The sequence below is a fragment of the Clostridium senegalense genome, from assembly GCF_018916625.1.
GTDB lineage: Bacteria > Bacillota > Clostridia > Clostridiales > Clostridiaceae > Clostridium_J > Clostridium_J senegalense.
Genome location: NZ_JAHLNC010000001.1, coordinates 20,073 through 46,023, shown reverse-complemented (window position 1 = coordinate 46,023; position 25,951 = coordinate 20,073). Strand labels below are relative to the sequence as shown.

Genomic DNA, 25,951 nt, shown 5'->3' with positions numbered 1-25,951 from the left:
CATAGTGAGTAATAATCACCACAACTAGTAGCTGTTCACTATTAATTTTTAACTAAAATAATCTGTTAGTTATTGATAAAATATTAATTTGAGTTTTCTCATTTGATAAATGAATAATTTTTAAATTTAATTTGGAATTCTATAAAATTAACAAGGAACCTTTAAAATAATTATTGAAAGGTTCCCTGTTATTAAAAAATTATTAAATTAAAATTTAAATAATAAAAATTTTCCTTTACCATAGTTCTTCCCAGCTTAAAGCGCAATCAACTTGATTATTATTACTAGAAGTTGCCTGAAGAGTCAAAGTTTCACCAGGAGCAAGAAAGATATTTAATGAAGTTAAATTTAATTGGGCACCTAAGTTTATTGGAACTTCAAAAGTAAATATTTGTATTCCACCGGTAGCGGAAGTTTGCGTTGTAGAATATTGGATAACACTAGTATTTGCATTGATTGGAGTATAGGAAAGTGTAGTTCCAAAAGTAGCATTTCTAATCAATTTAAAATTAACAGCTTTAGCTCCATCAACACTAGTAGAAACAAAATCTAAACGTATTCGAGTTCTATTGACTTTACTTACAAAAGTTGAAGTATTTAATAAAGTTAAAACATTTTGGTTTGTTGGTGTAGTTAATGCAACTGAATTAGAAACAGAATTTCTAGTAATTATTGCTTGAGAAAAGCCATCACCTTCACAAAATGCCATTGCAGATGTTGTTTTTAATACTACATTAGACGTATTACCACTATTAACAACTTTAGCTGTTAAAGGGAAACTAGGGTTATAAACAGATGGTACTATAGCAGTATTAGGATATTCAATTCTATGGACTAATATAGGTTGACCAGTTGTTGTGGAAGTAACATAATAGTTTATTACGCCAAATCCAAGCCATTGAAATTGAATTGTATATACATTACCCTTTGTAGGATCTAGTGTCATACCAGAAGGTCCAGTACCATTCATTTTATCTACATTCCAATTAGTTTGTGAAATCCAATTTAGAGTACCATTTTGTATACGTAGAATTGAAAAGTCAGTACCATTATATCCAAAATAAAAACCGTCTGTATCATCACCTAAACCTATAATTTGTTGACTATTACTAACACCAGTTGTAAATACTGCAGTAAAACGTGCTAATCCCCCTAGTCCAGGAGAATATCGTAACACTTTTCTAGTAGCTATTTTGGAAGAACCATTATTGGCAGTAGTTGTACTTAATATTGCCATAGAGTCTCCTTGAGTTGCAGTTCCGCCATTAGCAGTGGTAGTTATTATATAATCAGAATTAATGTTGTAATTAAAAGTCCAACCAGCCATAGGTGTTAATGCTATTGTTCTTAAGTCATTAAATGCTGTCAAAGGTATGCTGTAAGGATTATTAGTTCCATCAGTATTTGATAATTGAGTAATCAAATTACCATTTGAGTCAGTTTGAATAGCTACAGGTTGGTTTGAGTTAATTCCATATATTTGTGTCTTTAATTCTTGTGGAACATTGGAAGAGACTAATGAGTTTACCATATATATCAACTCCATATTTATACTATATAATTTAATATTATTATCTCATTATTTTATAGTATATTTATATAGAATGTGTAGTGTTACATAATTCAAATTTAAGAACAATTAATTTAAGATATAAATGCTATTTAAAGACTAAACAATATTATATTTACAATATATGTGAATTAATTCATGATAACATTATTTTGTTCATAAATGTAATATTATTATGAATTAATTTTGTTGAAGTGAGAATTAAAATGTTCTTTAAGATTTGAATTAATATAGGAAAACAAGTTCAAATTTGAATTTATTCAATAATTTTAATGAAAAAAGTAAAATAATAACTTTATAAAATTAACAAGGAACTTTTAAAATAACTATAAAAAATTCCTTGTTATTAAAAATTATTAAATTAAAATAATAAAAATCTCATTTACCATAACTCTTCCCAACTAAAAGAGCAATCGATTTGAGTAAGCAAACCAGATGTAGCTCTAAGACTTAAGGTTTCACCGGGAGCAAGGAGGATATTTAATGAAGTTAAATTTAATTGGGCACCTGAATTTATCGGAGCTTCAAAGCTGAATATTTGAAGCCCACCAGTAACAGATGTTTGAGTTGTAGAATATTGAATAACACTAGTATTAGCATTAATTGAAGTATATGTCAATGGAAGTCCAAAAGTACCATTTCTAATTAAATCAAATCTTACAGTACCAGAGCCATCAATACTAGTAGAAACAAAATCTAAACGTATACGAGTTCTATTAGTTTTACCGACAAAAGTAGAAGTATTTAATAAAGTTAGCACATTTAGTTGTGTTGGTAGCAGTGAACCAGTTGAATTAGAAATAGAATTTCTAGTGATTATTGCTTGAGAATAACCATCACCTTCGCAAAATGCCATTGCAGATGGAGTTTTTAATACTACATTAGACGTATTACCACTATTAACAACTTTAGCCGTTAAAGGAAAACTAGGATTATAAACAGATGGTACTATAGCAGTATTAGGATATTCAATTCTATGGACTAATATAGGTTGACCAGTTGTTGTGGAAGTAACATAATAGTTTATTACGCCAAATCCAAGCCACTGAAATTGAATTGTATATACATTACCCTTTGTAGGATCAAGTGTCATTCCAGAAGGACCAGTACCATCCATTGTATCTACATTCCAATTACTTTTAGAAATCCAATTTGAAGTACCATTTTGTATACGAAGAATTGAAAAGTCAGTACCATTATATCCAAAATAAAAACCGTCTGTATCATCGCCTAAACCTATAATTTGTTGGCTATTATTAACACCAGCTGTAAATGCTGCAGTAAACCGTGCTAAAGCCCCTAATCCGGGAGAATATCGTAATACTTTTCTAGTTGCTATTCTGGCAGAACCATTATTGGCAGTACTTGTACTTAATATTGCCATAGAGTCTCCTTGAGTTGCAGTTCCGCCATTAGCAGTAGTAGTTATTATATAATCAGAATTAATGTTGTAATTAAAGGTCCAACCAGCCATAGGTGTCAAAATTATTGTTCTTAAGTCATTAAATGCTGTCAAAGGTACACTATAAGGGTTGTTAGTTCCATCAGTATTTGATAATTGAGTAAGTAAATTACCATTTGAGTCAGTTTGAACAGCTATCGGTTGATTTAAGTTATTTCCATAAATTTGTGTTTTTAATGCTTGTGGAACATCGGAAAAAACCAGTGAATTTGCCATATATATCAACTCCGTATTTATACTATATAATTTAATATTATTATCTCATTATTTTATATTATATTGATATAGAATATAGAGTGTTACATAATTAAGATTTTAGAAAATGTAGAGTAAATATAAGGAAACAAGCTCCAATTTAAATTTATTCAATAACCTTAAAATATTTAATGTTCTTAACTAACTACATTTGCACTTATTTTTCTCAACTAATAACAAAAATTTGATGTATAAGTTTAAGTTATAGATTGCATCCCTAAATGATAGTGTTATATTTGAAAATATGCTACAATATGGATAATAAATATTCCATTAAATTCTATTTATATATTATGTAAAATTTATTTATATGAGGTGGTGCAGAATAAAAATGAAAACTCAAAATAAAAAAACTTATATATCAGTGTTTATTTTAGTAGCAATAGATCAGATTATTAAAATAATAATCAACAACAAATTTTTTGATAAAAAATTTCCTATATTACCGCCATTACTATATTTTGATCCTATGTTCAATAGGGACTATTCGTGGTTTAACTCTATGTTACAATTAGGAGTTGGTAAATATATACACATTTTAATAGTAATAATTATGAGTATATTAATATATCAACTTTATCAATATTTAAATAAACAATTTGGAAATAAGAAAATTATTAATATTATGTATGCGTTTATATTTTCTGGTGCTATATGTTCATTAATTGACAAGGTTTTTTGGAATGGTAGTTTAGATTACATATCATTAAATGTTTTTTTCACCTTCGATTTAAAAGATGTATATATTAATGTTTTTATAGGATTAGTAATTTTATCATTAATTTTAAAAAATAAGGTTTTAAGCCAAATTGATGATGATATAGTAAAAGATTTTACTAAATATGTTTTACGAAAATTATAAGTAGAAGTTTCATAATTTTTATTTAATGTAGTAAGAGAAAATTGGGTGAATTATATATGGAGCATAAAATTATAAAATCAGAACGTGGTATAACACATTATTGGATAAATAGAAATTTTAATGAAAATGCAAGGTGTATTGTTTTTACACATGGATTAACTGCAAATCATACAATGTTTGAAAAACAAGTTGAATATTTTTCAAAGGAATATACTATTATTACATGGGATGTTCCATTACATGGAGAATCTCGTCCTTATATCAACTTTTCTTATGAAAACACTGCAATAGAGTTAAAATATATACTTGATGAAGAAAATATTAAGAAGGTTATATTAGTTGGGATGTCAATGGGTGGATATCCAAGTCAGGAATTTGCAATACAATATTCCGATAGAGTAAGTGCATTTATTGCATTGGATACAACACCATTGGGATTATCTTACTATTCCGTATTAGACAGATGGTGGTTAAAACAGGTTAAATTAATGGCAAAATGTATTCCTGATAAAATATTACGTAATAGTATGGCAAAAGCGGTTTCAAAAACAACATATGCCTATGAGATGATGTTAAAAATGTTAAACCCGCTGAGTAAAACTGATATTGTTGAGCAAATGGGGATAGCATATGGAAGAGTTTTTGATAGAAAAGAGTCGGTACATTTTAATTTTCCAGTTCTCATTTTATTGGGTGAATATGATAAAACGGGAAAAGTGAAGCAGTATTGCGAAGCATGGTCAAAAAAGGATGGGTACCCATTGCATATAATCAAAGGAGCAGCACATTTTTCTAATGCAGACAATTATGATGATGTCAACAAAGAGATAAGTGATTTCATTTGTAGGTTATGAGAATAATTTATATTATTTTTTAAACTTAACATATAAAAATTTGTGCCAATGTAACATTATTTTGAAATGGATTTTTTATATTGTTGTTTCGTGATATGAGCAATTCGTGAAAAGAAAACAATCCATATAATGAATAGGGGGATTAGTATGGAAGAGCAAGATTTAACATTTAAAACTAGTGAAGGAATATTCAATTACAGGGTTGGGGCAATTATATAGGGAAACAAGCTCCAATTTAAATTTATTCAATAACTTTAAAATATTTTCATACAAAATGTAGTGTTGAATTCTAATCGATTCAGAGCATGTCTCACTATTTTGGATATCCAAGTTTTGGAATGGATAATTTTAAGAGTCAACTTGGAACCTTATAATAAGAGACAAAAAAATACTTATGGTTAAAAATGATAATGCACCTTATTATTATTCAGTTGGTGGAAGAGTAAAATTAAATGAAACATCTGAGGAAGCTGTTGTTCGTGAGACACTTGAGGAAACTGGTATTAAATTTGAAATTGATAGGTTGGTCTTTGTTCATGAACACTTTTTTCATGAAGAAATGACTAAGGAATGTTATCATGAAATTGCCTTTTTCTATTTGATGAAAGAAAACACCAATATGGATTTTGTTTGTAAAAGCTATGGAGGACAAGGTGAAAAAGAACATTTGTATTGGCTTCCGATTGAAAATTTAGAGCAATATCACCTGTTTCCTGAGTTTTTTAAAATAAAATTATCAGGAAATATGAGTGGTATTGAACATATTGTTTCAAAGGAATAACACCACATGTTACAAGAATAAACTTAAAATATTTGTTACAAACACCGCATTATTCACAAATTGAATTTTGGGGTGTTTTACGTTGTAATTTGATTATAAGATAAATTAGCTTTGTTCTTTGAAAATTGAATAATGTGGTATTTACAAAATATGTTATAATTAATTCGTAATAAGATAATCTTAAGTAAAATTTATTTGTATTAGAGATATAGATAAATAGGAATTTGAAAGGATGAGTGATATGGCATCAAGTAAAGAATATTTGGAGTTTATTTTAGGTCAATTATCTACACTTGAAGATATAACATACAAAGCAATGATGGGAGAATTTATTATCTACTATCGAGGGAAAATTGTAGGTGGAATATATGATGATAAATTATTGGTAAAGCCTGTTAAGTCAGCAATTACATATATACATACCACATCTTATGAATTGCCATATGAGGGTGCGAAAGAAATGTTATTGGTTGATGAAGTTGATAATAAAGAATACTTATCAGGCTTATTTGAAGTTATGTATGATGAATTGCCACCACCAAAACCTAAAAAGAAGAAATAAGCAACTTCCAATTTGTTAAAGAAATTAAAAAGTAAATATAAATAATCTTTTATAATACCGTATTATTCAGAAATGAATTTGCGGTATTTTTGTTGTCTTTCAAATATAAGGTGAACTAAAAATAAAATATATTTTGAAATTTGAACACTGACATATTTACAAAATATGCTATAATTTATGATAATAAGTTAATCTTAAGTAAAAATTACTTTATAAGATATGCATGTACAACAGTTAATTGCTATAAATGATAAAGGATTAAATTATTTCAATATAAAGTTTGGAGGGAATCATGGAATATAGAAAACTTGAATTAAGTGATATTGACGCCTTTGTTGAAAATAGAATTGAATTTGTTACTTCAATAAGAAATATTGAAAACGTAGATTTATTTAGGGAAAAGACTATTCAATATATTAAAAAGCATATAAATAGTGATAATTTGATAATATATGTTGCTGTAGATAATAAAAAAATAGTTTCATCATGTATGTTATGTATCTTTGAAACGATACCACTTCCTTCTAATTATAATGGAAAAACGGGAGAGTTACTTAATGTATATACTAAGCAAGCGTATAGAAGACAGGGACATTCAGCGAATCTGATAAAATTATTGATAGGTGAAGCAAAATTAAAAGGGATTTCAAAAATTGTTTTAGATTATACAGATGAAGGGTATTCTTTGTATAAATCATTAGGTTTTAAAGATTTATATAGAAAAATGGAATATAGACTATAAATATAGATTTGATAAGTTTCAATTTGTTAAGATTAATTTTATTGATACTTAATATTACAACTTAAAAATGAATAATTTACTAAAATATCGTATTATTCAAATCTGAGTTTTACGGTGTTTTTTATGTCTCAATTTAAATAAAGTATAAATGTGATAAATCAATGAAAGAGGATTATTAAAGTATCATTGATAGGAATGATTTAGAATTGATAGAGGAAGCAAAAAAAGTTATTAATAAAAATCTACAATATAACTATTTTCTATTACAAGAAATTTTATTATAATGCAGTTTATATAAATTATAAATTTGAGGTGAAATGTTATGAATGAATATACAAAAGAAGAATTAAAGGAAGCACTAAGAGTTGTATCATCAACTATTAATAGGTGTGAAAAAATACAACCAAAATTTGAGAAGGGAACATCTCAACATACACTTCTTAAGAATAGGATAAAAGCCATGTATATTTCAAAATCATTAATATCAGATGAAAATGTTATAGAAAAATATACAAAAGAAGAATTAATAGAAGCATTACGTCCAGTTTCTTCAGTTATCAGTAAATGTGAAAAAGCACAGATGAAATTTGATGAAGGTACTTCTAACTATAAGCGTTTTAATAATATAATAAATGCTATGTATATTTCAAAAGCATTTATAACAAATGAAATTAAAGAAAGAGATTAATTTTTAAATTTGTAGTAAAATTATGAGTGACTATAAGTTGGATAGTATAGAACAAAATCATTAATATTAGAAAGTTCAGAGTAAGTTATAAAAATAAAGGAGTATATAAAGTTGCAATATAATTAAGGGAAAATAATTGCAGTTGTGAGATGTATAAATATATGTAAAATACACTAAATCTAAAACTGAGGGGTGGGAAAGATGGATAAATTTCAAAGAGGCATTGTTGTAATTACTTTTGCTTTTTTGGCAATATATATAGTTTTTTCAATAGTGAATGTTGAAAAATCCTCTAAGTGGATAAAGTGGTATTCACAAATGGATGTGGAGGAACAGAAAAAATATGATCCTCGAATAGCCATATACCGTTTAAAAAAAATGCTTGCTATAATGTCAGCAGTGGGTATATGTGGATTTTTGCTGTCTTGGTTTATTAAACCTGTAATCTCAATTGTAACGTTTGGAGTAATTATGGTTATGCTTGTTTTTACTATTGGTTATATTGGAGCAAAGAATTGCTTACTGGTAGAAAAAAAGTAAGACTATAGTAGCAAAAATTCAATTTGTTAAGGAGCTTAAAAATAAATAAAAAAGAATATATTAAAATACCGTATTATTTAGAAATGAATATACGGTATTTTTTAATGCAAGAATTTTATAAAGTGCTAAGTAAAATGTTCTTTAAAAATTAAATAATATGGAATGAAAAATAAAACTTCCTCAAAGGTATAGGAAATCAATGCAATAAGATGGTAAATATGATAAACTTTTCTTGGGAGTTAAGACAAAATTGTAATTAACTATGAAGCAAAATTTATGAATATCATTGGGGGATGTATATGAGGAGTAGTATAGAAATTGTAAAAAAATTATACTCTGAGGAACCTGCAATAAGGGATATGGAAGATTATACTAATAAGAAATTGAAAATTTGGGAAACCGAAGTAGTTTCTCATTTCCCCATTAAATCACAAATTCTTGATATAGGTTGTGGAATGGGTAGAGAAGCATTTTGTTTGTATGATAGGGGATTTAGAATTACGGCTATCGATATTTCTGAAAAGGTTATAGAACCTGCAAAAAAAATTGCTTTAGAAAGTAAACGAGATATTGAATTTTTGTTAACCAATGGATTAGACTTACCATTTGAAAGTAATACTTTTGATGTTGTAATAATATGGTCACAGACTTTCGGTCTTCTTTATGATGAGGACAATAAAATACATATTTTAAAAGAATGCAGTAGGGTTTTGAAAAGTAATGGAATAATTAGTTTTTCTGGACATGATAAAAAATTCTTAAAAGCAAAATGTCCACAATATCTTAATGAAAATAAGTTTTTCCCCTATGCAAATACAGATTGCTATTGGGAAGCCTTTACCACTAATGAAATTATAGATTTGGCTCAAAAGGCAGGATTTTCAATTATAGAGTGTAAAAGAGGTATAGTTTATAAAGAAGAGGATGGTTCTATACTTCATTGCGTTTGTAGAAAAGGAGCAGAATAAAGTGTTAAGTTAATCTATTTTATGATTAAAAGACGAAATGAGTATTAAAATTTGTTCCTTGAAAATTGAATAATGCGGTATTTACAAAATATGTTATAATTGATTCATGATAATAAAATAAAGTAAAGAAGGTGAATTTATGGAGATATTTTTATGTATGCATCCAAAGAATCGCTTATCCTCTGTGCAACTATAAAATTAATATTGTACAGAGGAGTGTATACTAAATGAATAGATTAAATAAACCAGTTATTACAAAAGAAACAATTAAAGCAATGGAGGATATGTCATTTTTTATCCATGCTAAGATTTTTGATGATTTACTAATTCTCGCACAAAAACAAACAAATTGTTTTGTATTAAATACAAGTGATGGGTTGATAATAATAGATGCTATTTGGCCATCAGAAAAAGCTTTTAAAGCAATAATAGATGCGATTAAAGATGTAGGGTGGAATCCTGATACAATAAAAAAACTGGTTTTGACACATGGTCATGTTGATCATACAGGATGTGGGAGATGGCTTGTTGAAAAATATCATGCTGATACATATCTTTCTAAAGCAGATGATATTTTTTGGAGAGAACATCCAACAAAGCCTGATAGGCCGGAAACGTGGAAAGATTACAAAATTGATGTTTATGTTCAGGATGGTGATATCATAACATTAGGTGATAAAACAATATATGTTTACAATACTCCTGGTCATACTCCTGGAGGATTAAGCTACATATTCCCTGTAAAGGAAAATGGAGAGACATATATGGCAGCTTTATGGGGAGGTACGACGCCACCATGGATAAAAAATGAAGTAAAACAATATCTCAAGTCATTGGATTACTTTATCAGTGAAGCAATGATTAAAAAAGTTGATGTGGCTTTAAGCAATCATACAGCTGTAGACAATGGGGTGGAACGTATTATGTATTCGAAAGCAAGAATGGACTATATGCCAAATATTTATATTATTGGGCAGGATGGATTTAAAAATTATTGTCAGGTATTTCGTACATTGAGTTATGATATGCTTGAAAAAATATAATCCTAACACGAAATCCACAAATCTCAATTTGTTAATGAACTTAAAAAGTAAATATAAACAATATATTAAAATACCGTATTATTCAAATGGATTCTACGGTGTTTTTACATGGTAATTTAAATATAAAATGAAGTAAAAATAAAATATATTTTTAAATTTTTAAAACCTATATTTACAAAATATGTTATAAATTATTTGTAACAATAAGATAATGTTAGGTGAAAATTATATATGATAGATATATAATTCATAATTTGGAGGTAAATATTATGGATAATTTGATTTTTATTGGATATGAATTTTTAACAGGGTTTGTTCCATTTATTGTGATATTATTCATATTGAATAATATGAATAAACGTAAGGGTATAGTAACATCAAAAATTTATTATGGAATTACTATTGCTTTTGCAATTTATATAATTTCAGTATTTTATTTTACAGGAACAGGAACTTTATATGATATAGTTTATCATCACTTTGAAAGAAGGCCAAACATAAACTTTATACCATTTTCTAATGAAATTGATATAGTTGGATATTTGCAAAACATATTACTTTTTATACCGTTTGGAATTTTGATTCCTTTTTTATGGAAAAAATATGATAAAGTAGTTTATATTTTTATATCAGCATTTTCATTTTCAATGTTTATAGAAATTACTCAATTATTAAATAATAGAAGTACTGATGTTGATGATTTAATATTGAATACTATAGGTGGACTAATTGGATATGGTATATATAAAATATCTGTTCGTATAATAAAAAGTAAAAATGAATCATTTAATTACTTTAAATGGGAGCCTATCATATATATAGCTGTAATTTTTATGGGACGTTTTCTTTTATTTAATGAATTTGGGTTTGCAAAGTTACTTTATGGATTTTAAATTATTAGATAAAATTTAATTAAAATTCGCTTAATTATAGGGAATCAAGCTCCAGTTTAAATTTATTCAATAACTTTAAAATATTTTTATAAAAATATAGTGTTCATTCTAAATGATTCGGAGTATGTCTCACTATTTTATGTATCCAAGTTTTGGAATAGATAATTTAAAAGGTTAACTTTGAACACTATAGGCATAAAGCTAAGCCTAAAAATTCCAAATGCGTAGTGTTAAAAAGTAATAATGAAAAAATTTAAAATGCTAGTCTGTGAAAATTTCAAAAAAACTCTAAATATATTTTTATCTGATTTTTATGACTACCCGGAGAAGCGACGTCCTTGTCTGGTGCACCGGCTAATCCGTCCTTGGATTAGGTCAAAAAAATCAAATAAAAATCTATAAGATTTTCTAAATCAATTTTCAATGAATAGCGTATTTAAATTCTTTATTATTACATAATGTATTAAAAGCTTAAAAGAAAAATATTTTATTGGAATAAAGTGGCTTAGCTTTATGTACATGCTTGGAACACTATAGAAAAAATATATAATATATGGAGGTGGGAAATATGACTATTAAAATGCAACGTTATATTTTTGCAATAGTGTTATCGATAGGAACAATATTAAATATTTTTTGTTTAGTTAATATAATTCCTATAAATTATTATAAAATTTCATTTATGATAATAAGTTTTGTTTTGGTGAGTATCATTATAACTAATTTATTCACAGCTTTACCACCAAAGGAAAGATCTACATATATTAAAGATTTGACTAGAGCAGAAAAAATACAAGCAATTATTACTGCAGTGTTGATATTTTCATGGATAATAACAATTATTTGCGTTATGAAATTTTAAGTATAATATAATTTAATATTAAGTTATAATTTTTTTGAAATATGACGAAAATATTTTTTTAATTAAATAATGAAATATAAATATGATAAGGAAAATGTATCTATTTAAATTGGAGGTCTATTAATGAATAGTGAAATGGAATTTTATTATATATGGTTTGAAAATTATTTAAGTCAATATTTAAGTTGTAAAGATTCAAAGGTAGTAATTAACTATGAATTAAAAAGAGAGCATACTTATAGAGTTAGAGATAATATCTTAAAAATTGGTGAAAAACTAAATTTAGATAAAAATAATCTTAAATTATGTGAAATAATTGGATTATTTCATGATGTTGGTAGGTTTAAACAATATTATGATTATGGTACATTTTCTGACGCTATAACAGGTAGCCATGGAAAAATAAGTATAAATGTTTTAATAGAGTGTGATGTATTAAAGAATTTAAAAGAAGATGAGAAAGATATAGTTCTAAAATCAATTGATTATCATAATTGCCTCTATATACCTAAAAGTGAATCGGAGGATATAAAATTCTTTAGTAGATTAATTAGAGATGCTGATAAATTAGATGCTTTTTATTTAGAGACAGATAAAAATGAAGATAGAAGATATGATTTAGAAGAATTATCTTGTGAAAAAGAGTATTCAGAAGAAATTATTAGAGATATTATGGAAAGTAGACAGGTGGATTTCAAAAATATTAAATATAAATATGATAGAAAGTTAGCCATTTTAGGTTTGATATTTGATTTGTGTTACAATCAATCATATGAAATATTTGAATCAGAAAGATATCTTTCAAGGATATTTAAAGATTTGCCAGAGGATATTGAGATTGAGAGAATATTTTCACACTGTAATAATCATATAAAATGTAAATTAAATTCTATGTAAATGAATATTATACTTATTAATAGTTAATAAAATTATGTATAGATAAATATGAGAAATACATTTGAATTTTATACATTACATTATTTAGGTTTAGTAATGAGTGCATGTTTGTTAACTATACACTTACAATTATCAATGTTATTATATTATTTTATTAGTTATTGAGAGTGTAACAGTATCTTTTTTATGTGAAATAATAAGACCTATCCATGTACTATGCCTGTTAGTCTTAGGAATATCAATTAAATATATATAATAATTTTTAAAAACACCGTAGAATTTAATTTTTAATAACGGTGTTTTTTGTTATGTCTTAATTATGAGATAAAAATATAAAGGAAAAAGTTAAAATAGAAGTGTATAAAATTAAATATTTTACATATTTACAAAAATAAAGTGAACCTTTTAGCATATAGATACGTCTAATTAGTGTAAAGCAAAAAAGTAGCGCTACAATTTGCGAGGAAAGGTAGGAAGTCAATTGAATAAACAGGAATTTATAGATAGGGTTCTTGAGGCTGAATCTACTTTATATCATGTATCTAAATCAATTTTGATTCATGACCAAGATTGTGAGGATGCAGTGCAAGGAGCAATTTTAAAAGCTTATAATAAGTTAAATAAATTAAAGGAAGAACAATATTTTAAAACATGGTTAGTTAGGATACTTATAAATGAATGTTATAGTTTAAAACGTAAGCAATGTTCAACAGTATCTTATGAAGAGTATTTTGAATTTGATAAGATTGATGATAAGAAGGACTATAGCGACTTATACTTAGCCATTCAAAACTTGCCAGAGCGTATTCGTATTACAATTGTTCTTTATTATGTAGAAGGATATTCTGTAAAAGAGATTAAGAAAATTTTGAAGATACCTGAAGGAACTGTAAAAAGTAGATTAGCAAAAGGGCGTAAATTATTAAAAATAAAATTAGAGTATATGGAGGAAATCTATGAATAATTATAATTGGAAGGATGCCTTTCCAAGTACACCAAAAAGTTTTAAAAATAAGATAAATACAACATTAAATAGTTTATGTAATGAAGAGGAGATTGATGAAATGAAAGTTAAAACATTATATAAAAAGCCATCATTTAAAAGAAGGACGGTAGTTGCATTAGCAGCTGCTATGATAATCGGAACAACTGTATTTGCAGGAGGAAAAATATTTTCTATAACTTCACATGGAAGTAATATACCAACTTATACTACTATGCCGACAGAAGAAAAAATACAAAATGATCTTGGTTTTAATCCTAAGTTAGTTAATGAATTTAGTAATGGATATACATTTAAAAATGCGTATACTAAAACTGATGAAGGCTTAGACATAAAAGGTAATTCTGTGGCAAAGAGTAAATCGCTTGATTTTGATTATGAAAAAGATAATAATAAAGTACGTCTTTCTATGCAAAATGTAATATTAGGAAAAGCTTTAGATGATAAAACTGCTGTTGATAATTATAATAATATAGATATATATTATAATTCATATACTAATAAGTTTGTTCCAGAAGATTATAAAATGACAGAACAAGATAAACAAGATGAGAAATCTGGTAAATATGTATTTAGTTATGGCTCTGATAAGGAAAAGATTTCTGAGGTTCAATATTTAGAGTGGAAACAAGATGGTATTTATTATTCTTTCTTAGCAATGGACTGTGATATATCACAAGATGAATTGGTTGAAATGGCTCACGAGATTATAGATGCAAAATAGGAAACCATTTATAAATTTCAAAAAGTAGCTAAATTTTATGTATAAAAAAGTAGAAGCTATAATGAATTTTAATATCATTATAGCTTCTTTATATTAATCATTACAGTACTGCAATGGAAGAGCTGACTTAGTGATGTTTAATAGAGTTTGCAGAGCAGGGGATATCCATTTGTCTTCATGGTAGATTACCTGTGTAAAAAATTCAAAATCAGGACCATGCCAGTTTAATTCAACAAGTTCACCTTTAAATAGTTCTTCTTTAACTGTAATTTTAGGTAAAAGTATTATGCCCAAGCCACTGATCGCAAGTTGTTTCATTGCTTGAATGCTACCAATTTCCATAATTGATTTAGGTTTTAAATTAAGATTATTAAGTATTGCTAATATAGTTCTTCTATAACTACACTCTTCTTCGGCTAAGATAAAAAGGTGGTCGGCAATATCTTCAGGATACACTTTAAAGAGTTTTGTAAGAGGATGATTTGGGCTTGTAAGTAACACTAAAGACTCAGGTATGGCAAGGTCAACAATAAAATCTGAAGTTTTTATTATGCGATCTAGACAAAAGGCTACATCAATTTGATTATCCAGTAAAAGCTCCTCATATTCTGTAGATTTAATAGTTTTTAATATAATTTCAATATCAGGAAACTTTTCATGAAAATCTTTAAGAAGGATATGTAAACGGGTTGTGCATAATGATTCTAATGCACCTATTGTTACTACACCTTTTGGAATTGGTTTCTTTTTTACTGTGTTTTTAGCTTCTTCACACATAGCAACTATTTCTTTTGCGTAAACAAGAAATTTTTTTCCTTCATAAGTGAGAGAAATATTTTTTTTAATACGTTCAAATAAACGAACACCTAGTTCACTTTCAAGTAATTGTATTTGAGAGGTAACAGTAGGTTGGGTATATCCAAGTACATCTGCTGCTCGAGTGAAATTATTTAAATCCGCTACAGTAATGAATGTATTAAGTTGGCGAAGTTCCATAGTAATATCCTTTCTATCCATAAATTTTTTATATGACTATCATTTATTATATCAATTTTTATTTTTGATTGCTATGAGTTATTATCTTATCAAAGGCATAACATATTATAAAATGTAGGGGGAGTTAAATATGAAACTAAATGCAGTAGTAAAATGGCTTGGAGAAGGAGTGGTATTTGAAGGTACAACTCCAGAAGGAGCAAAGTTTGTAATGGCAGGTCCAAAGGAAATGAATAATGGAAAAGTTCTAGGACCAAAACCAATTGAAATACTTCTTCATGCAGTTGCAGCATGTACAAGTGTAGATACAGTTGCGATGTTACAAGCTAAAGGTGCACAGATTTCAGAGTATGAAGTAATTGTTAATGGAGAAAGAGGAGCAGAGGCTCCAAAACCTATAGAAGAAATTAACCTTCTATATAACATAAAAGGAAAGGGTATGACACCAAAAATGATAAAAGATATACTTGAAATTGCGTTTAATGTGGAAAGTGGAGTTGCTAATACTTATAAATCTAATATAACTTGGGATTTTAATTTTATTGAAGAGTAATGTTACTTTTAATTAAAAAGATTTTTACTTAACGTGGCAATTAAAAAGCGAACAATTCATAAGAGTACCGTATTATTTAGGGATAAATACTACGGTATTTATATATATAATTAAATTTATTATATATGTAATTAAGACAATAAATAAATGTTTAAAGGAATATTATTGAAATTATGTTATAATTATGGAGGGATTTATATGTTATTAACATAATAAAATGGGGAAAATACATGAGAAAAGATATTAGTGTTAAAGAGTTAGGCCCAGGTAGTTTAGCAGCACCTATTGTTATATTAGCAATAATATTTCAATTTAGCTGTATAGGGGATAAATCTATAGGACGATATTTAATGAATTTCTTTGGGATAAGGTTTCCAGATGCTTTAATAGGATTAGCTTTATTTGGATTAGCAGTTATTATTGGATATAAATATAAAACACATCGTTATGCAAAAGTTGCAGCAAATATATCTATGATTTGCTTAATAATTTTTACTATATTAATAATAATTTCTGGATTATTTTAATCTAGGTAAATATAACTTAAAAATTTAAATGATTGTATATACCGTATTATTTAGAGATGAATATTACGGTATTTTTATATTATTTTCAATAATTTTAGACATATAAATTATACAATATTAGGTTGATTTACAAAAATATGATATAATTTTCTTAAAATTTAATCTAATCAGAAAAGTCGTGGAGGAGTAATGAATATGAAAATTAAGCTTAAAAAAATCCTAAATGGACATATATCGAATTCTTCTAAATTTGAAGTTGAAAATTTAGATTTATATGGAGATGAATTAAAAGAAAGTTTAAATAAATATTTAGTAGAATTCACAGTAGGAATATTAGACCCTGATGTTAGGGGAAAGAAACCAGATAAATTTATTGAAAAACTTTTTAATGGAAGATTAGGAGACTTTTCTAAAAGATATATTAAGTTAGCGTATGATAATAATAAAGTAGTTGGGTTATTGATAGGTTTACCACAAGGAGAAAAAGAATTATATGTTTATTCGCTACATATAACACCAAATTATCGTAATATGGGAGTAGGTTCTATTTTACTAGCTACATGTATAAATGATATGTATGCAAATAATATAAATTGTATTACTTTAGATGTTCATAGCAATAATAAGCCTGCTTATAATTTGTATAAAAAGTTTGGTTTTGAGGAATTTAATTAAAAATAAATTTTACAATTCAATTTGTATGGGAATTGAAATAAATTAAGTTTACTAAAGTATATGGGGGAATGTTATGTTGATAGATGAAAAAATTGTAGAGTGTGAAACTAAATATATACAATGTTTCTCAGACTCTTATGAAGATAAAAATATAATTAGATTTCGTGATAATGAGTTGAAGGATATGTATTATCATAATTACACTTATATAAAAAATTCAATGAGTGAAAATGAACTAAGAAATATCATAAAAAATGAAATTTCATTAAGATTATGTGAAGAGGAGAACTATTGTAATATTCTTTCAAATTATAATATTAATAGTTCACTGATTTCTAGTTTGAAATATGATTCAGAAATATCTATAAATGGGTATTATACTTTTGATATTGAATATTTTTCAAGATTGAAAGCTATACCAGATTGTATAGTAAAAAAAGTTAGTAATGAAAAAATGGTAAATGACATTTTGTATTGTGATTTACAACATGATGAGAAAACACTTGGAAAAGACTTTTGTACAAGGAGAAGTTATAGACGTGGAAAAGTATACATTTCTGATAAAGGAGTTAATTCTTATCTTTGTTATCATAATGGACAAGTAGTAGGTAATTGCGATTTATTCATATATAAAGGAATTGCAAAAATTGAAGATTTTGATGTTATTCCTAGATATCAACGTAAGGGATATGGAACAACAATTTTAAAGAGTTTAATTAATACAGCTATAAAAGAAAAATGTCATACTATATATCTTATTACTGATGAGGAGGATACTGCAAAAGAAATGTACAAAAAAATTGGTTTTAGCAAAATAGGCGAAAGGATAGATTTGTTTCTTAAGTTGTATTAAGAATTGAGCTATAGTAAGAAGTGAATAGATTAAAAAAAACTGATTAATATTATATTTTTATTAGTTTTATAGGGAGTTGACAGTGAAAAAATGAACTATTTAATTAGAAGAGTAGAAAGTAAAGAATTGGATAAAGCATTTTCTTTAATTTGGAATGTATTTTCAGAATTTGTTGCACCAGATTATAGTAAAGAGGCAGTAGACAATTTTAAAAATAATTTTATTGAAAGTGAAGAATTTAAAGACCGTTTTAAAAATGGTAAACAATTTATGTATGGAGCATATTTAGAACAAGAAATTACTGGGATTATATCAGTAAGTGAAAATAACCATGTATCATGTGTTTTTGTAGACAAAGAGTTTCATAGAAAGGGTATTGCAACAAATTTGTTCAATTATATGATTACAGAACTAAGAAAAAAGAAAGTTGAAAAAATAACATTGAATGCTTCGCCTTATGCAGTACCTTTTTATCATGAAATAGGGTTCAAAGATTTAAGCAAGCAACAAAATTTTCAAGGGATTGTATTTACACCAATGGAATTTATATTATAAGGATGTGTTTAGTTACAAAATGTAAATTAATTAGTTTAATATAATAAAAAAATAATTATAAAAATGGGGGTAATTTAATATGAAGAAAAAATTTGCATTTTTACTTATGGGAGGTCACTATAATCCAACAGAACATAAAGCTTGTTTTGAGACTGAAAAACAAATCACTTATATTTTTACTGTTAGAAATTTTAAAGAGGCATGCGACAAGCTTATTCTTTTAGAAAAAGAAGGAGTTGGAGCAATTGAATTATGCGGTGCCTTTGGAGAGGAAAAAGTTGAAAAGTTGATAGAACTTACAAATAATAAAATAGCTATTGGTTATATTACGCATAAGGCTGAGCAAGATAATTTATTTGAGAAGTTTTTTGGAGAATAAAAGATAAGAATTATATAATTGTTGAATTTGAATTTTATAGAGCAAGTTAAAATATTGTAGTTAAATAGGGGGCATTTACGTGGATATTTTATCATTAAAAGATATTCAGAATATTCAAAAAGAGTTGCAAGATAAACATAAAGAAAAATGGCATGCTCTTACACCAGAGTATGGGAGAAGTTGTTTATTGTGGATGATGGAAGAATTCGGTGAAATTGTTTCTGTTATAAAAAAGTGTGGAGAGAATGATATTATGAATAATGCAACTGTCAGAAATGCATTTATCGAGGAATTTGTTGACGTTATGATGTTTATTAATGATGCATTATTATGTTATGGTATATCAGCAGAAGAATTGTCATCTGCATATATTAAAAAATATCATAAGAATATGGGACGTAACTGGGATGAAGAACATGCGAACTATTTACAAGAAATCAAATAGAATTGCGAGTGAGGCTGTTATAAGATTTATATAGAAAATATATCAATTATAGATGTAATTTAGTACAAACTTTAACACTCATAGATTAATGTGCTTATTCAAAATCCTACAAGTTAAAATATGGTATTAACTTAAAAAGATATTAAATGAAAGATTGAGGGATATTTATGACAGGGAATGTAATGATTATAATTACAGGTGCACCTGCAACAGGAAAAACAACTTTAAGTAATGAATTAGCTAAAAAATATGGATTGCCTAAAATAAATAAAGATGAAATTAAAGAGTTATTATTTAAAAGCTTAGAAGTAAAAGATTCAAAATGGACGACAGAATTAGGTATTGCTAGTTTTGAATTAACATATTTTTTTACTGAAAAGTTAGCTCAAACAGGTAAAGTGTTTATTGTTGAAGGAAATTTTGATAATAAATATGCTAGCAACATTTTCAATTCTATAAAATCAAAATATATGTATAAAGTAGTGCAATTATATTGTTATGCTAATTGTGAAATTTTATATGAAAGATTTATAAATCGCAATTTATCAGGAAATAGACATCCAGGACATATAAGAGATATAAATGGAATAGATGATTTTAAAAATAAAATAATTAATAGAAATTTCAAGTTAGATATTGAAAATAGCATTAACTTAGATATAGATACAACTAATTTTGCACAGGTTGATTTTCAAAAAATTTTTCAAGTAGTTGATATTAATATAAAGTAGATTTTAAAAATCATTAATATATTATAACAATTATAAGAAAGAATAATTCATAGTGATATAAAAGTTATATGTGAGGAATTATGTTATGAAAATTTTAATATTAGGGGCAAGTGGTTTTCTAGGTAGTAATGTTTTTGAATTAATGAAATATAACAAAGATTTTAATGTATTAGGAACTTGTAATAATTCTACTGATAATTATGATTTAATAAAACTTGATATAACAAATGAGCATGAGGTTAAAACTCTTATTAATAAATTTAATCCTGATGTTATTTTGTGGAGCTTGATTAGCGATATGAAAAATAATAAAAGTGAAAAGTATTTAATTGAAATTGGTTTAAATAATGTTTTGAAAAATTTATCACCGGAACAAAAATTAATATTTATATCAACTAACGCCATTTTTAGAGGTGGCAATGGTTATTATAAGGAAACAGATATGCCTAAATATAGAAATAGTAATAAGTCATTAGCCGAGTATGTTAATGCAAAAATTGATGGAGAAAAACTTGTAAAAAGGCATAGTAATCATATTATTGTACGACCAGGTGCAATTTATGGAAAGTACACAGAGGGGAGATGGGATAAAAGAATTTCATTATTAATTGAGCAATTAGAAAGTGGCAAAGAAATTGTAAGGACAAAAAATTTATATAATACTTTTGTAAATGTTGATGAATTGGCAAAGGCAATAAAAAAACTAATAGAAATAGATTACAAAGGAATTATACATCTAGGGCCAATTTTAAAAGAAAGTTACTATAATTTTTACATTAAAATAGCTAAGAAATTGAATTTAAACGTTAATTTAATTAAAAGTAATATGCTTACACATGAAGAGATTATTAAAGATGATGGGACTTTAGATCTTTCCATCGATACATCTATGGCAAGAGAGTTATTAGGAGATATCTTTAGTAATATTTAAATGAAAAACATCTTTTATAAATAAAATTAAATATGGATACAAGAATAAGCAAAAAGCTAAATCTAAAAATTCTAAAATTATAGTGTTAAGGGGGAAATTTTAATGGATATGAAATGGGATTTAGATAGAATATATACTTCTTTCGACTCAGAGAAATTTAAATCAGATATTAATAGCCTTAATGAATACGTAACTATTATAAATGAGTGGGCTAGTAAAAATTTTATTAGTATTAATGACGCTACAAGTAAGCTTGAAAAGTTTTTAAAGCTTACTAATGAATATAAAAGTTTATATTTGCGATTGTACTGTTATGCATATTTACTTATTAGTGTAGATGCAGAAAATAAGGAAGCTATGGATATGTTAGATGAAATTGCAGAAAAAAATGATGAACTTACTAAAAGTTCAATAATCTTTATAAAATGGTTAAACAATATAAATAATTTAGATGATATTATTTGCTCATCTCCATATATATCAGAACATAAGTCCTACTTGTATGAAATTTATTCTAAATCAAAGAATATGTTAAGTGAAAATGAAGAAAATTTAATTGTGAAAATGCAAAGTACAGGTTCGAGAGCATGGCAAAAGCTCTATATGGCAAAAATGTCATCTACAAAGATGAATATTGAAATTAACGGTGAAATTAAAGAAATCTCTTTTGCTGAATTGAAAAATATGGCGTATGAAAAAGATTTAGCCTTAAGAAAGTTTGCGAGTGAGGAAGAAAAAAAGGCATGCAAAGAGATAGCACAGACTATAAGTTTTTGTATAAATGAAATTAGCGGTGAAGCTATTAATATATGTGATATTAAAGGGTACGAATCAGTTATTAACAAAGTATTGATTGAATCTAAGATGGACAATAAAATTTTAAATGTTATGACAGAAGTAATAAAAGATAAATTACCAATGTTTCATAAATATTATGCGGAAAAAGGAAAGTTATTAGGGCATAAGCATACTGTTCCTTTTTATGATATTTATGCACCAATAGGTAATGAAAATGGAAAAATATCATATGAAGACAGTAAAAATTTAATTATATCTAGTTTTAAAACTTTCAGTGATGAACTTAGCAATTTTGCGAAAAGAGTTTTTGAAGAAAACTGGGTAGATGCAGAACCAACAGCTACAAAAGGAAATTATGCAATATCAATTGATATATTTCCAATAAAAGAAAGCAGGATAATGACTAATTTTTCAGGAAATTATGTTGATGTTACTGTTTTAGCACATGAGATAGGACATGCATATCATAGTTATTGTCTTAGAGAGGAAGAACTGTTAAACACAGATTACCCAACACCAATAGCTGAAACAGCATCAATATTTTGTGAAACTATAATAAATAAAGAATTAATTAAAAAAGTAAAATTAGAGGACAAAATAATAATGTTAGAAAGAAGTATTTCCGATACAGCTTATTACATTGTAGAAATGTATGGAAGATTTTTATTTGAATGTGAATTGTTCGATAAAAGAAAAATTGGTAGATTATCAGTTGATGAATTAAATGAAATGATGAAAAAGCATATGAAATTAGCTTATGGCAGTATTATTGATGAAAATACGATTAATTCATATTCATGGGTGACTAATATTGGTTTTTATATGGCAGGAAATGAATTCCTTAATTTTCCTTACATTTTTGGTGTTCTCTTTTCTAAAGGGTTGTATGCTAAATATTTAAATAATAAAAAAGATTTTGTTGTTAGGTATAATAAATTCTTGAGAGCTACCAACAAAAATAAAATTTTTGATATGGCAAAAGTTATGGATATAGATATTTATTCCCAAGATTTCTGGGAAGGAGCATTTAATGTTATTAAAAAAGATATTGATGAGTTTATTAGCGGAGTTAATAAATTATAAAGTATTTCATTATAATTATTGGATGTAAAAAATTATGCATATAAAAGTTAAATAATATAATTAAATTTGTATTGATTATAAATTAGATAGGTGGAATTAGTGTGGATATAATTTATGTAACTGGCAATAATCTTAAATTTGAAATTGCAAAAAAAGTTTTTGAAGGTAGTAATATAAACTTAATTCAGAAAAAATTAGATACACCTGAGATACAAAGCTTTAATGTTTGTGATGTTGCTACGTATTCAGCTAAATGGGCAAGTGAAAAACTAAACAGTTCAGTTATAGTAACTGATGCAGGATTTTACGTCAATTCATTAAGAGGTTTTCCAGGACCTTATATAAAATATATTAATAGTTAGTTAAGTGCAGAAGATATTTTAAAAATGTTAGAGAATAAAGAAGATAGAAGTATTTGTATAAGAGAATGTTTAGTATATTGTTCAAAAGATGGTGAAGTTAAAGTTTTTGAACATGAAATTAAAGGAGAAATTATAAGGAAAATTATATGTGAAAAGGGATCTAGTATTGACAAAATTGTCATACCAGAAGGATTAAATTGTACATTATCAGAATTAACAGAAGAGGAATCAATAGAATTTTGGAGTAGAAATAGCAATGATAAAAATTTTAAAAAGTGGATTGAGACATATTTAAATTAATATGATGAGGATTATGTAATTATGGTAAAGATAAATACAAAAAGGCTATGTATTTTACCACTAGATGAAAACAACCTTAAATTAGCTATAAACAATTTTAATGATATGGAGATGAATTTAGGATTTAATATTACTAAAAGAGCTATTGATGAAAGGGAAAAAAGAGTATATCAAATTAGATTAAATGATGTTGTAAGTAACCCTAATAACTATATATGGCATACTATTTGGGTAATAAGTTTAAAAGAAGAAAATAGGATTATTGGAACTATAATGATAAAAGGATATCCTAATGACAATGGTGAAGTTATAGTTGGTTATGCTATAGAAAAAGCTTATAGATGCAAAGGGTATATGACAGAAGTATTAAATTGCCTTATAAAGTGGATTTTAAAAAATGATGATGTGAAATTTGTTGTTGCAGATACAGTAAAAACTAATATAGCATCACAAAAAGTATTAAAAAAAGTTGGAATGAATTTTTACAAGGAAGATGATGAGTGCTTTTGGTGGAGAATAGAGAAAAGTGATATAGTATCTAATTTATATTTATAATGTAGAAATTATTTAAATGCTTACCTATAACATTAGTATTAAAAAATAATTAATAATTTATCTATTTATTTAAATATAATAAAAAAAAATTATATCTACTGATTTAAAAAAATAATCATATACAAATATGATAGATTAGTAATTTAAAAGACACAACTTAAATATATATATAATAAAACTAAATATAAGAGTTGTGGAGTGAGTTTATGAAAAAAAAGGCGGGGCTAGCATTTATTTTATTAATAATAGTATCAACATTTATTTTTGTAAATGCAAAAAAACAAGATTATGGAGTAGGCTCAAATGTTTCAAATGCAAAGTTAGAATTAAAACTTAAAGGTTTAAAAGGTGCAAAAGATTTTGTTAAAGATAATTTAGATAATTATTACATAGCCTTTAAAAAAAGAATTATAGTAGTTGAAAAAGATGGTAAGAGCTATACGGTAGTTTCAAATAAAGATTTTGATATTAAAAGTATGGATTATAAGGATAGTATATTATACTTTTCTTCTGGTAATAAGATTTATTCTTATAATTTGCAAAGTGAAAAATTAAAAGAATGTATTGATAATATTCCTAATTTTGGTGATTATAAAGATGTCTTTATAAAGGTAAGTGGCAATTATCTAATAGCTTCTGTTGGTGCTGCTACTAATTCTGGAGTTGTTGGAGAAGATAATCATTGGACAAAGGAATTTCCGTTGGAGAAAGACCATAGTGCAAAAGAACTAATTTTGAAAGAAGTTAATCTTGGAAAAGATAATACAGGTGCTTTTAAAGAAAAAGGAAAAGAAAGTTTTGATGGACAAGTAATACCAGGAGAGAAAATAGGAAATTCCACTTTGATTATGTATAATTTAGAAAATGAGCAATATGAAACCTTTGCTTGGGGAATAAGGAATATAACAGGATTAGATTTTAGTAGCAAAGGGAAGATTTATGCATCAGTTGGAGGAATGGAGTACAGAGGGGTAAGACCTATTTGTAATGATAAAGATTATATATATGAAATAAAAAAGGATGAATGGTATGGTTTCCCAGATTTTTCAGGCGGAGACCCTGTAACTTCACCTAAATTTATGGATGAAGATGAAAAAACGGAAAGTTTTTTACTTAGTAAACATCCCAATCCTACTCCTCAGGGACCAGAATATGAGCATGATAAAGTATCTGCAATAAAATCATTAGCTGTAGACTCAAAAGGAGTTTTAGGAGAAACTGATGATATATATTTCTATGACGATATAGAAAAATGTATATTTGTATGCAGTAGTGAAAAAACAGCAAAAGAATTTATTTCTTTAGGGAAAAAATCTAATGTTAAATCTATAAAAACAACAAATAGTGGTATTGGAATTTTAGAAACATCTCAAGGATGCTTATATGAGGCAAATATTAATGATACTGAAAAAAGTATGTTTAATTCAGCAGAATTATTTACCTATGTTATAGCTATTTTACTTACAGCTGTAATTGTAACAACTTTTTTTGTAATAAAGTAA

29 protein-coding genes and 1 pseudogene are annotated in these 25,951 nt (G+C 26.4%); 27 read left to right on the top strand and 3 right to left on the bottom strand.

The features are described from left to right. Positions 1-235: 235 nt before the first annotated feature. Positions 236-1,531, bottom strand: a complete 1,296-nt coding sequence (locus KQI36_RS00245) for a hypothetical protein (protein ID WP_216449141.1) — start codon at positions 1,529-1,531, stop codon at positions 236-238. 421 nt (positions 1,532-1,952) lie between these two features. Then, positions 1,953-3,248: a hypothetical protein gene (locus tag KQI36_RS00240; protein WP_216449140.1), complete on the bottom strand. Its 1,296-nt coding sequence runs from the start codon at positions 3,246-3,248 to the stop codon at positions 1,953-1,955. A gap of 370 nt (positions 3,249-3,618) precedes the next feature. Here KQI36_RS00240 and KQI36_RS00235 point away from each other — a divergent pair, with 370 nt between their 5' ends. The 14 genes from KQI36_RS00235 to KQI36_RS00170 all read left to right on the top strand — a co-directional run bounded on the left by KQI36_RS00235 (position 3,619) and on the right by KQI36_RS00170 (position 14,706). Then, positions 3,619-4,149 (top strand): signal peptidase II, encoded by a 531-nt coding sequence (locus KQI36_RS00235; RefSeq protein ID WP_216449139.1) that lies wholly within the window; start codon positions 3,619-3,621, stop codon positions 4,147-4,149. Positions 4,150-4,205: 56 nt separating this feature from the next. Continuing rightward, positions 4,206-5,003: an alpha/beta fold hydrolase gene (locus KQI36_RS00230; RefSeq protein ID WP_216449138.1), complete on the top strand. Its 798-nt coding sequence runs from the start codon at positions 4,206-4,208 to the stop codon at positions 5,001-5,003. Between the two features lie 370 nt (positions 5,004-5,373). After that, complete coding sequence (locus tag KQI36_RS00225; RefSeq protein WP_342357371.1) at positions 5,374-5,784, top strand: NUDIX hydrolase; 411 nt, start codon at positions 5,374-5,376, stop codon at positions 5,782-5,784. Between the two features lie 241 nt (positions 5,785-6,025). Then, positions 6,026-6,346 carry a TfoX/Sxy family protein gene (locus KQI36_RS00220; protein ID WP_216449137.1) on the top strand — a complete coding sequence of 107 codons (321 nt, stop codon included), beginning with the start codon at positions 6,026-6,028 and terminating at the stop codon, positions 6,344-6,346. Positions 6,347-6,638: 292 nt separating this feature from the next. After that, positions 6,639-7,088, top strand: coding sequence for a GNAT family N-acetyltransferase (locus KQI36_RS00215; protein WP_216449136.1), 450 nt, complete (start codon positions 6,639-6,641; stop codon positions 7,086-7,088). A 322-nt stretch (positions 7,089-7,410) separates the two neighbouring features. Beyond that, positions 7,411-7,776, top strand: coding sequence for a hypothetical protein (locus KQI36_RS00210; RefSeq protein ID WP_216449135.1), 366 nt, complete (start codon positions 7,411-7,413; stop codon positions 7,774-7,776). Positions 7,777-7,977: 201 nt separating this feature from the next. Next, entirely contained in the window at positions 7,978-8,316 is a 339-nt protein-coding gene (locus KQI36_RS00205; RefSeq protein ID WP_216449134.1) for a DUF3784 domain-containing protein, read from the top strand. Positions 8,317-8,615: 299 nt separating this feature from the next. Next, a complete protein-coding gene (locus KQI36_RS00200; protein ID WP_216449133.1) occupies positions 8,616-9,284 on the top strand; it encodes a class I SAM-dependent methyltransferase in 669 nt (222 codons plus the stop codon). A gap of 227 nt (positions 9,285-9,511) precedes the next feature. Further along, positions 9,512-10,327 (top strand): MBL fold metallo-hydrolase, encoded by an 816-nt coding sequence (locus KQI36_RS00195; RefSeq protein WP_216449132.1) that lies wholly within the window; start codon positions 9,512-9,514, stop codon positions 10,325-10,327. A 269-nt stretch (positions 10,328-10,596) separates the two neighbouring features. Further along, positions 10,597-11,220, top strand: coding sequence for a VanZ family protein (locus KQI36_RS00190; protein WP_216449131.1), 624 nt, complete (start codon positions 10,597-10,599; stop codon positions 11,218-11,220). A gap of 568 nt (positions 11,221-11,788) precedes the next feature. Then, a complete protein-coding gene (locus KQI36_RS00185) occupies positions 11,789-12,082 on the top strand; it encodes a hypothetical protein (RefSeq protein ID WP_216449130.1) in 294 nt (97 codons plus the stop codon). 123 nt (positions 12,083-12,205) lie between these two features. After that, complete coding sequence (locus KQI36_RS00180) at positions 12,206-12,979, top strand: HD domain-containing protein (RefSeq protein WP_216449129.1); 774 nt, start codon at positions 12,206-12,208, stop codon at positions 12,977-12,979. A 481-nt stretch (positions 12,980-13,460) separates the two neighbouring features. Then, on the top strand, positions 13,461-13,943 hold the full coding sequence (locus KQI36_RS00175) for an RNA polymerase sigma factor (RefSeq protein ID WP_216449128.1): 483 nt from the start codon (positions 13,461-13,463) through the stop codon (positions 13,941-13,943). Continuing rightward, positions 13,936-14,706 (top strand): hypothetical protein, encoded by a 771-nt coding sequence (locus KQI36_RS00170; RefSeq protein WP_216449127.1) that lies wholly within the window; start codon positions 13,936-13,938, stop codon positions 14,704-14,706. The genes KQI36_RS00175 and KQI36_RS00170 overlap by 8 nt, the downstream gene beginning before the upstream one ends. Positions 14,707-14,799: 93 nt before the next feature. On the opposite strand, the gene KQI36_RS00165 is transcribed toward KQI36_RS00170, so the two are convergent. Beyond that, the gene (locus KQI36_RS00165; protein WP_216449126.1) at positions 14,800-15,702 is read right to left on the bottom strand and encodes a LysR family transcriptional regulator; all 903 of its coding nucleotides are present in this window, start codon (positions 15,700-15,702) and stop codon (positions 14,800-14,802) included. Between the two features lie 130 nt (positions 15,703-15,832). Here KQI36_RS00165 and KQI36_RS00160 point away from each other — a divergent pair, with 130 nt between their 5' ends. The 13 genes and pseudogenes from KQI36_RS00160 (at position 15,833) to KQI36_RS00095 (ending at position 25,951) form a co-directional block, all read left to right on the top strand. Beyond that, the gene (locus KQI36_RS00160) at positions 15,833-16,255 is read left to right on the top strand and encodes an OsmC family protein (RefSeq protein ID WP_216449125.1); all 423 of its coding nucleotides are present in this window, start codon (positions 15,833-15,835) and stop codon (positions 16,253-16,255) included. Positions 16,256-16,485: 230 nt separating this feature from the next. Beyond that, complete coding sequence (locus tag KQI36_RS00155) at positions 16,486-16,782, top strand: hypothetical protein (RefSeq protein WP_216449124.1); 297 nt, start codon at positions 16,486-16,488, stop codon at positions 16,780-16,782. Positions 16,783-16,971: 189 nt separating this feature from the next. Next, positions 16,972-17,457, top strand: coding sequence for a GNAT family N-acetyltransferase (locus KQI36_RS00150; protein WP_244991436.1), 486 nt, complete (start codon positions 16,972-16,974; stop codon positions 17,455-17,457). A 73-nt stretch (positions 17,458-17,530) separates the two neighbouring features. Further along, positions 17,531-18,310 carry a GNAT family N-acetyltransferase gene (locus tag KQI36_RS00145; RefSeq protein WP_216449123.1) on the top strand — a complete coding sequence of 260 codons (780 nt, stop codon included), beginning with the start codon at positions 17,531-17,533 and terminating at the stop codon, positions 18,308-18,310. A 90-nt stretch (positions 18,311-18,400) separates the two neighbouring features. Next, positions 18,401-18,865, top strand: coding sequence for a GNAT family N-acetyltransferase (locus KQI36_RS00140; RefSeq protein ID WP_216449122.1), 465 nt, complete (start codon positions 18,401-18,403; stop codon positions 18,863-18,865). 79 nt (positions 18,866-18,944) lie between these two features. Beyond that, positions 18,945-19,244, top strand: a complete 300-nt coding sequence (locus KQI36_RS00135) for a DUF6506 family protein (protein WP_216449121.1) — start codon at positions 18,945-18,947, stop codon at positions 19,242-19,244. Between the two features lie 79 nt (positions 19,245-19,323). Next, positions 19,324-19,689, top strand: a complete 366-nt coding sequence (locus tag KQI36_RS00130; protein ID WP_199869903.1) for a dATP/dGTP pyrophosphohydrolase domain-containing protein — start codon at positions 19,324-19,326, stop codon at positions 19,687-19,689. 167 nt (positions 19,690-19,856) lie between these two features. After that, complete coding sequence (locus tag KQI36_RS00125) at positions 19,857-20,420, top strand: AAA family ATPase (protein ID WP_216449120.1); 564 nt, start codon at positions 19,857-19,859, stop codon at positions 20,418-20,420. 85 nt (positions 20,421-20,505) lie between these two features. Then, complete coding sequence (locus tag KQI36_RS00120; protein WP_216449119.1) at positions 20,506-21,351, top strand: NAD-dependent epimerase/dehydratase family protein; 846 nt, start codon at positions 20,506-20,508, stop codon at positions 21,349-21,351. A gap of 102 nt (positions 21,352-21,453) precedes the next feature. Beyond that, a complete protein-coding gene (locus tag KQI36_RS00115) occupies positions 21,454-23,232 on the top strand; it encodes a M3 family oligoendopeptidase (protein WP_216449118.1) in 1,779 nt (592 codons plus the stop codon). A gap of 101 nt (positions 23,233-23,333) precedes the next feature. Next, a pseudogene (locus KQI36_RS17655) lies at positions 23,334-23,894 on the top strand (non-canonical purine NTP pyrophosphatase). Positions 23,895-23,915: 21 nt separating this feature from the next. After that, on the top strand, positions 23,916-24,449 hold the full coding sequence (locus KQI36_RS00100) for a GNAT family N-acetyltransferase (protein ID WP_216449115.1): 534 nt from the start codon (positions 23,916-23,918) through the stop codon (positions 24,447-24,449). Between the two features lie 206 nt (positions 24,450-24,655). Then, a complete protein-coding gene (locus KQI36_RS00095) occupies positions 24,656-25,951 on the top strand; it encodes a hypothetical protein (RefSeq protein WP_216449114.1) in 1,296 nt (431 codons plus the stop codon).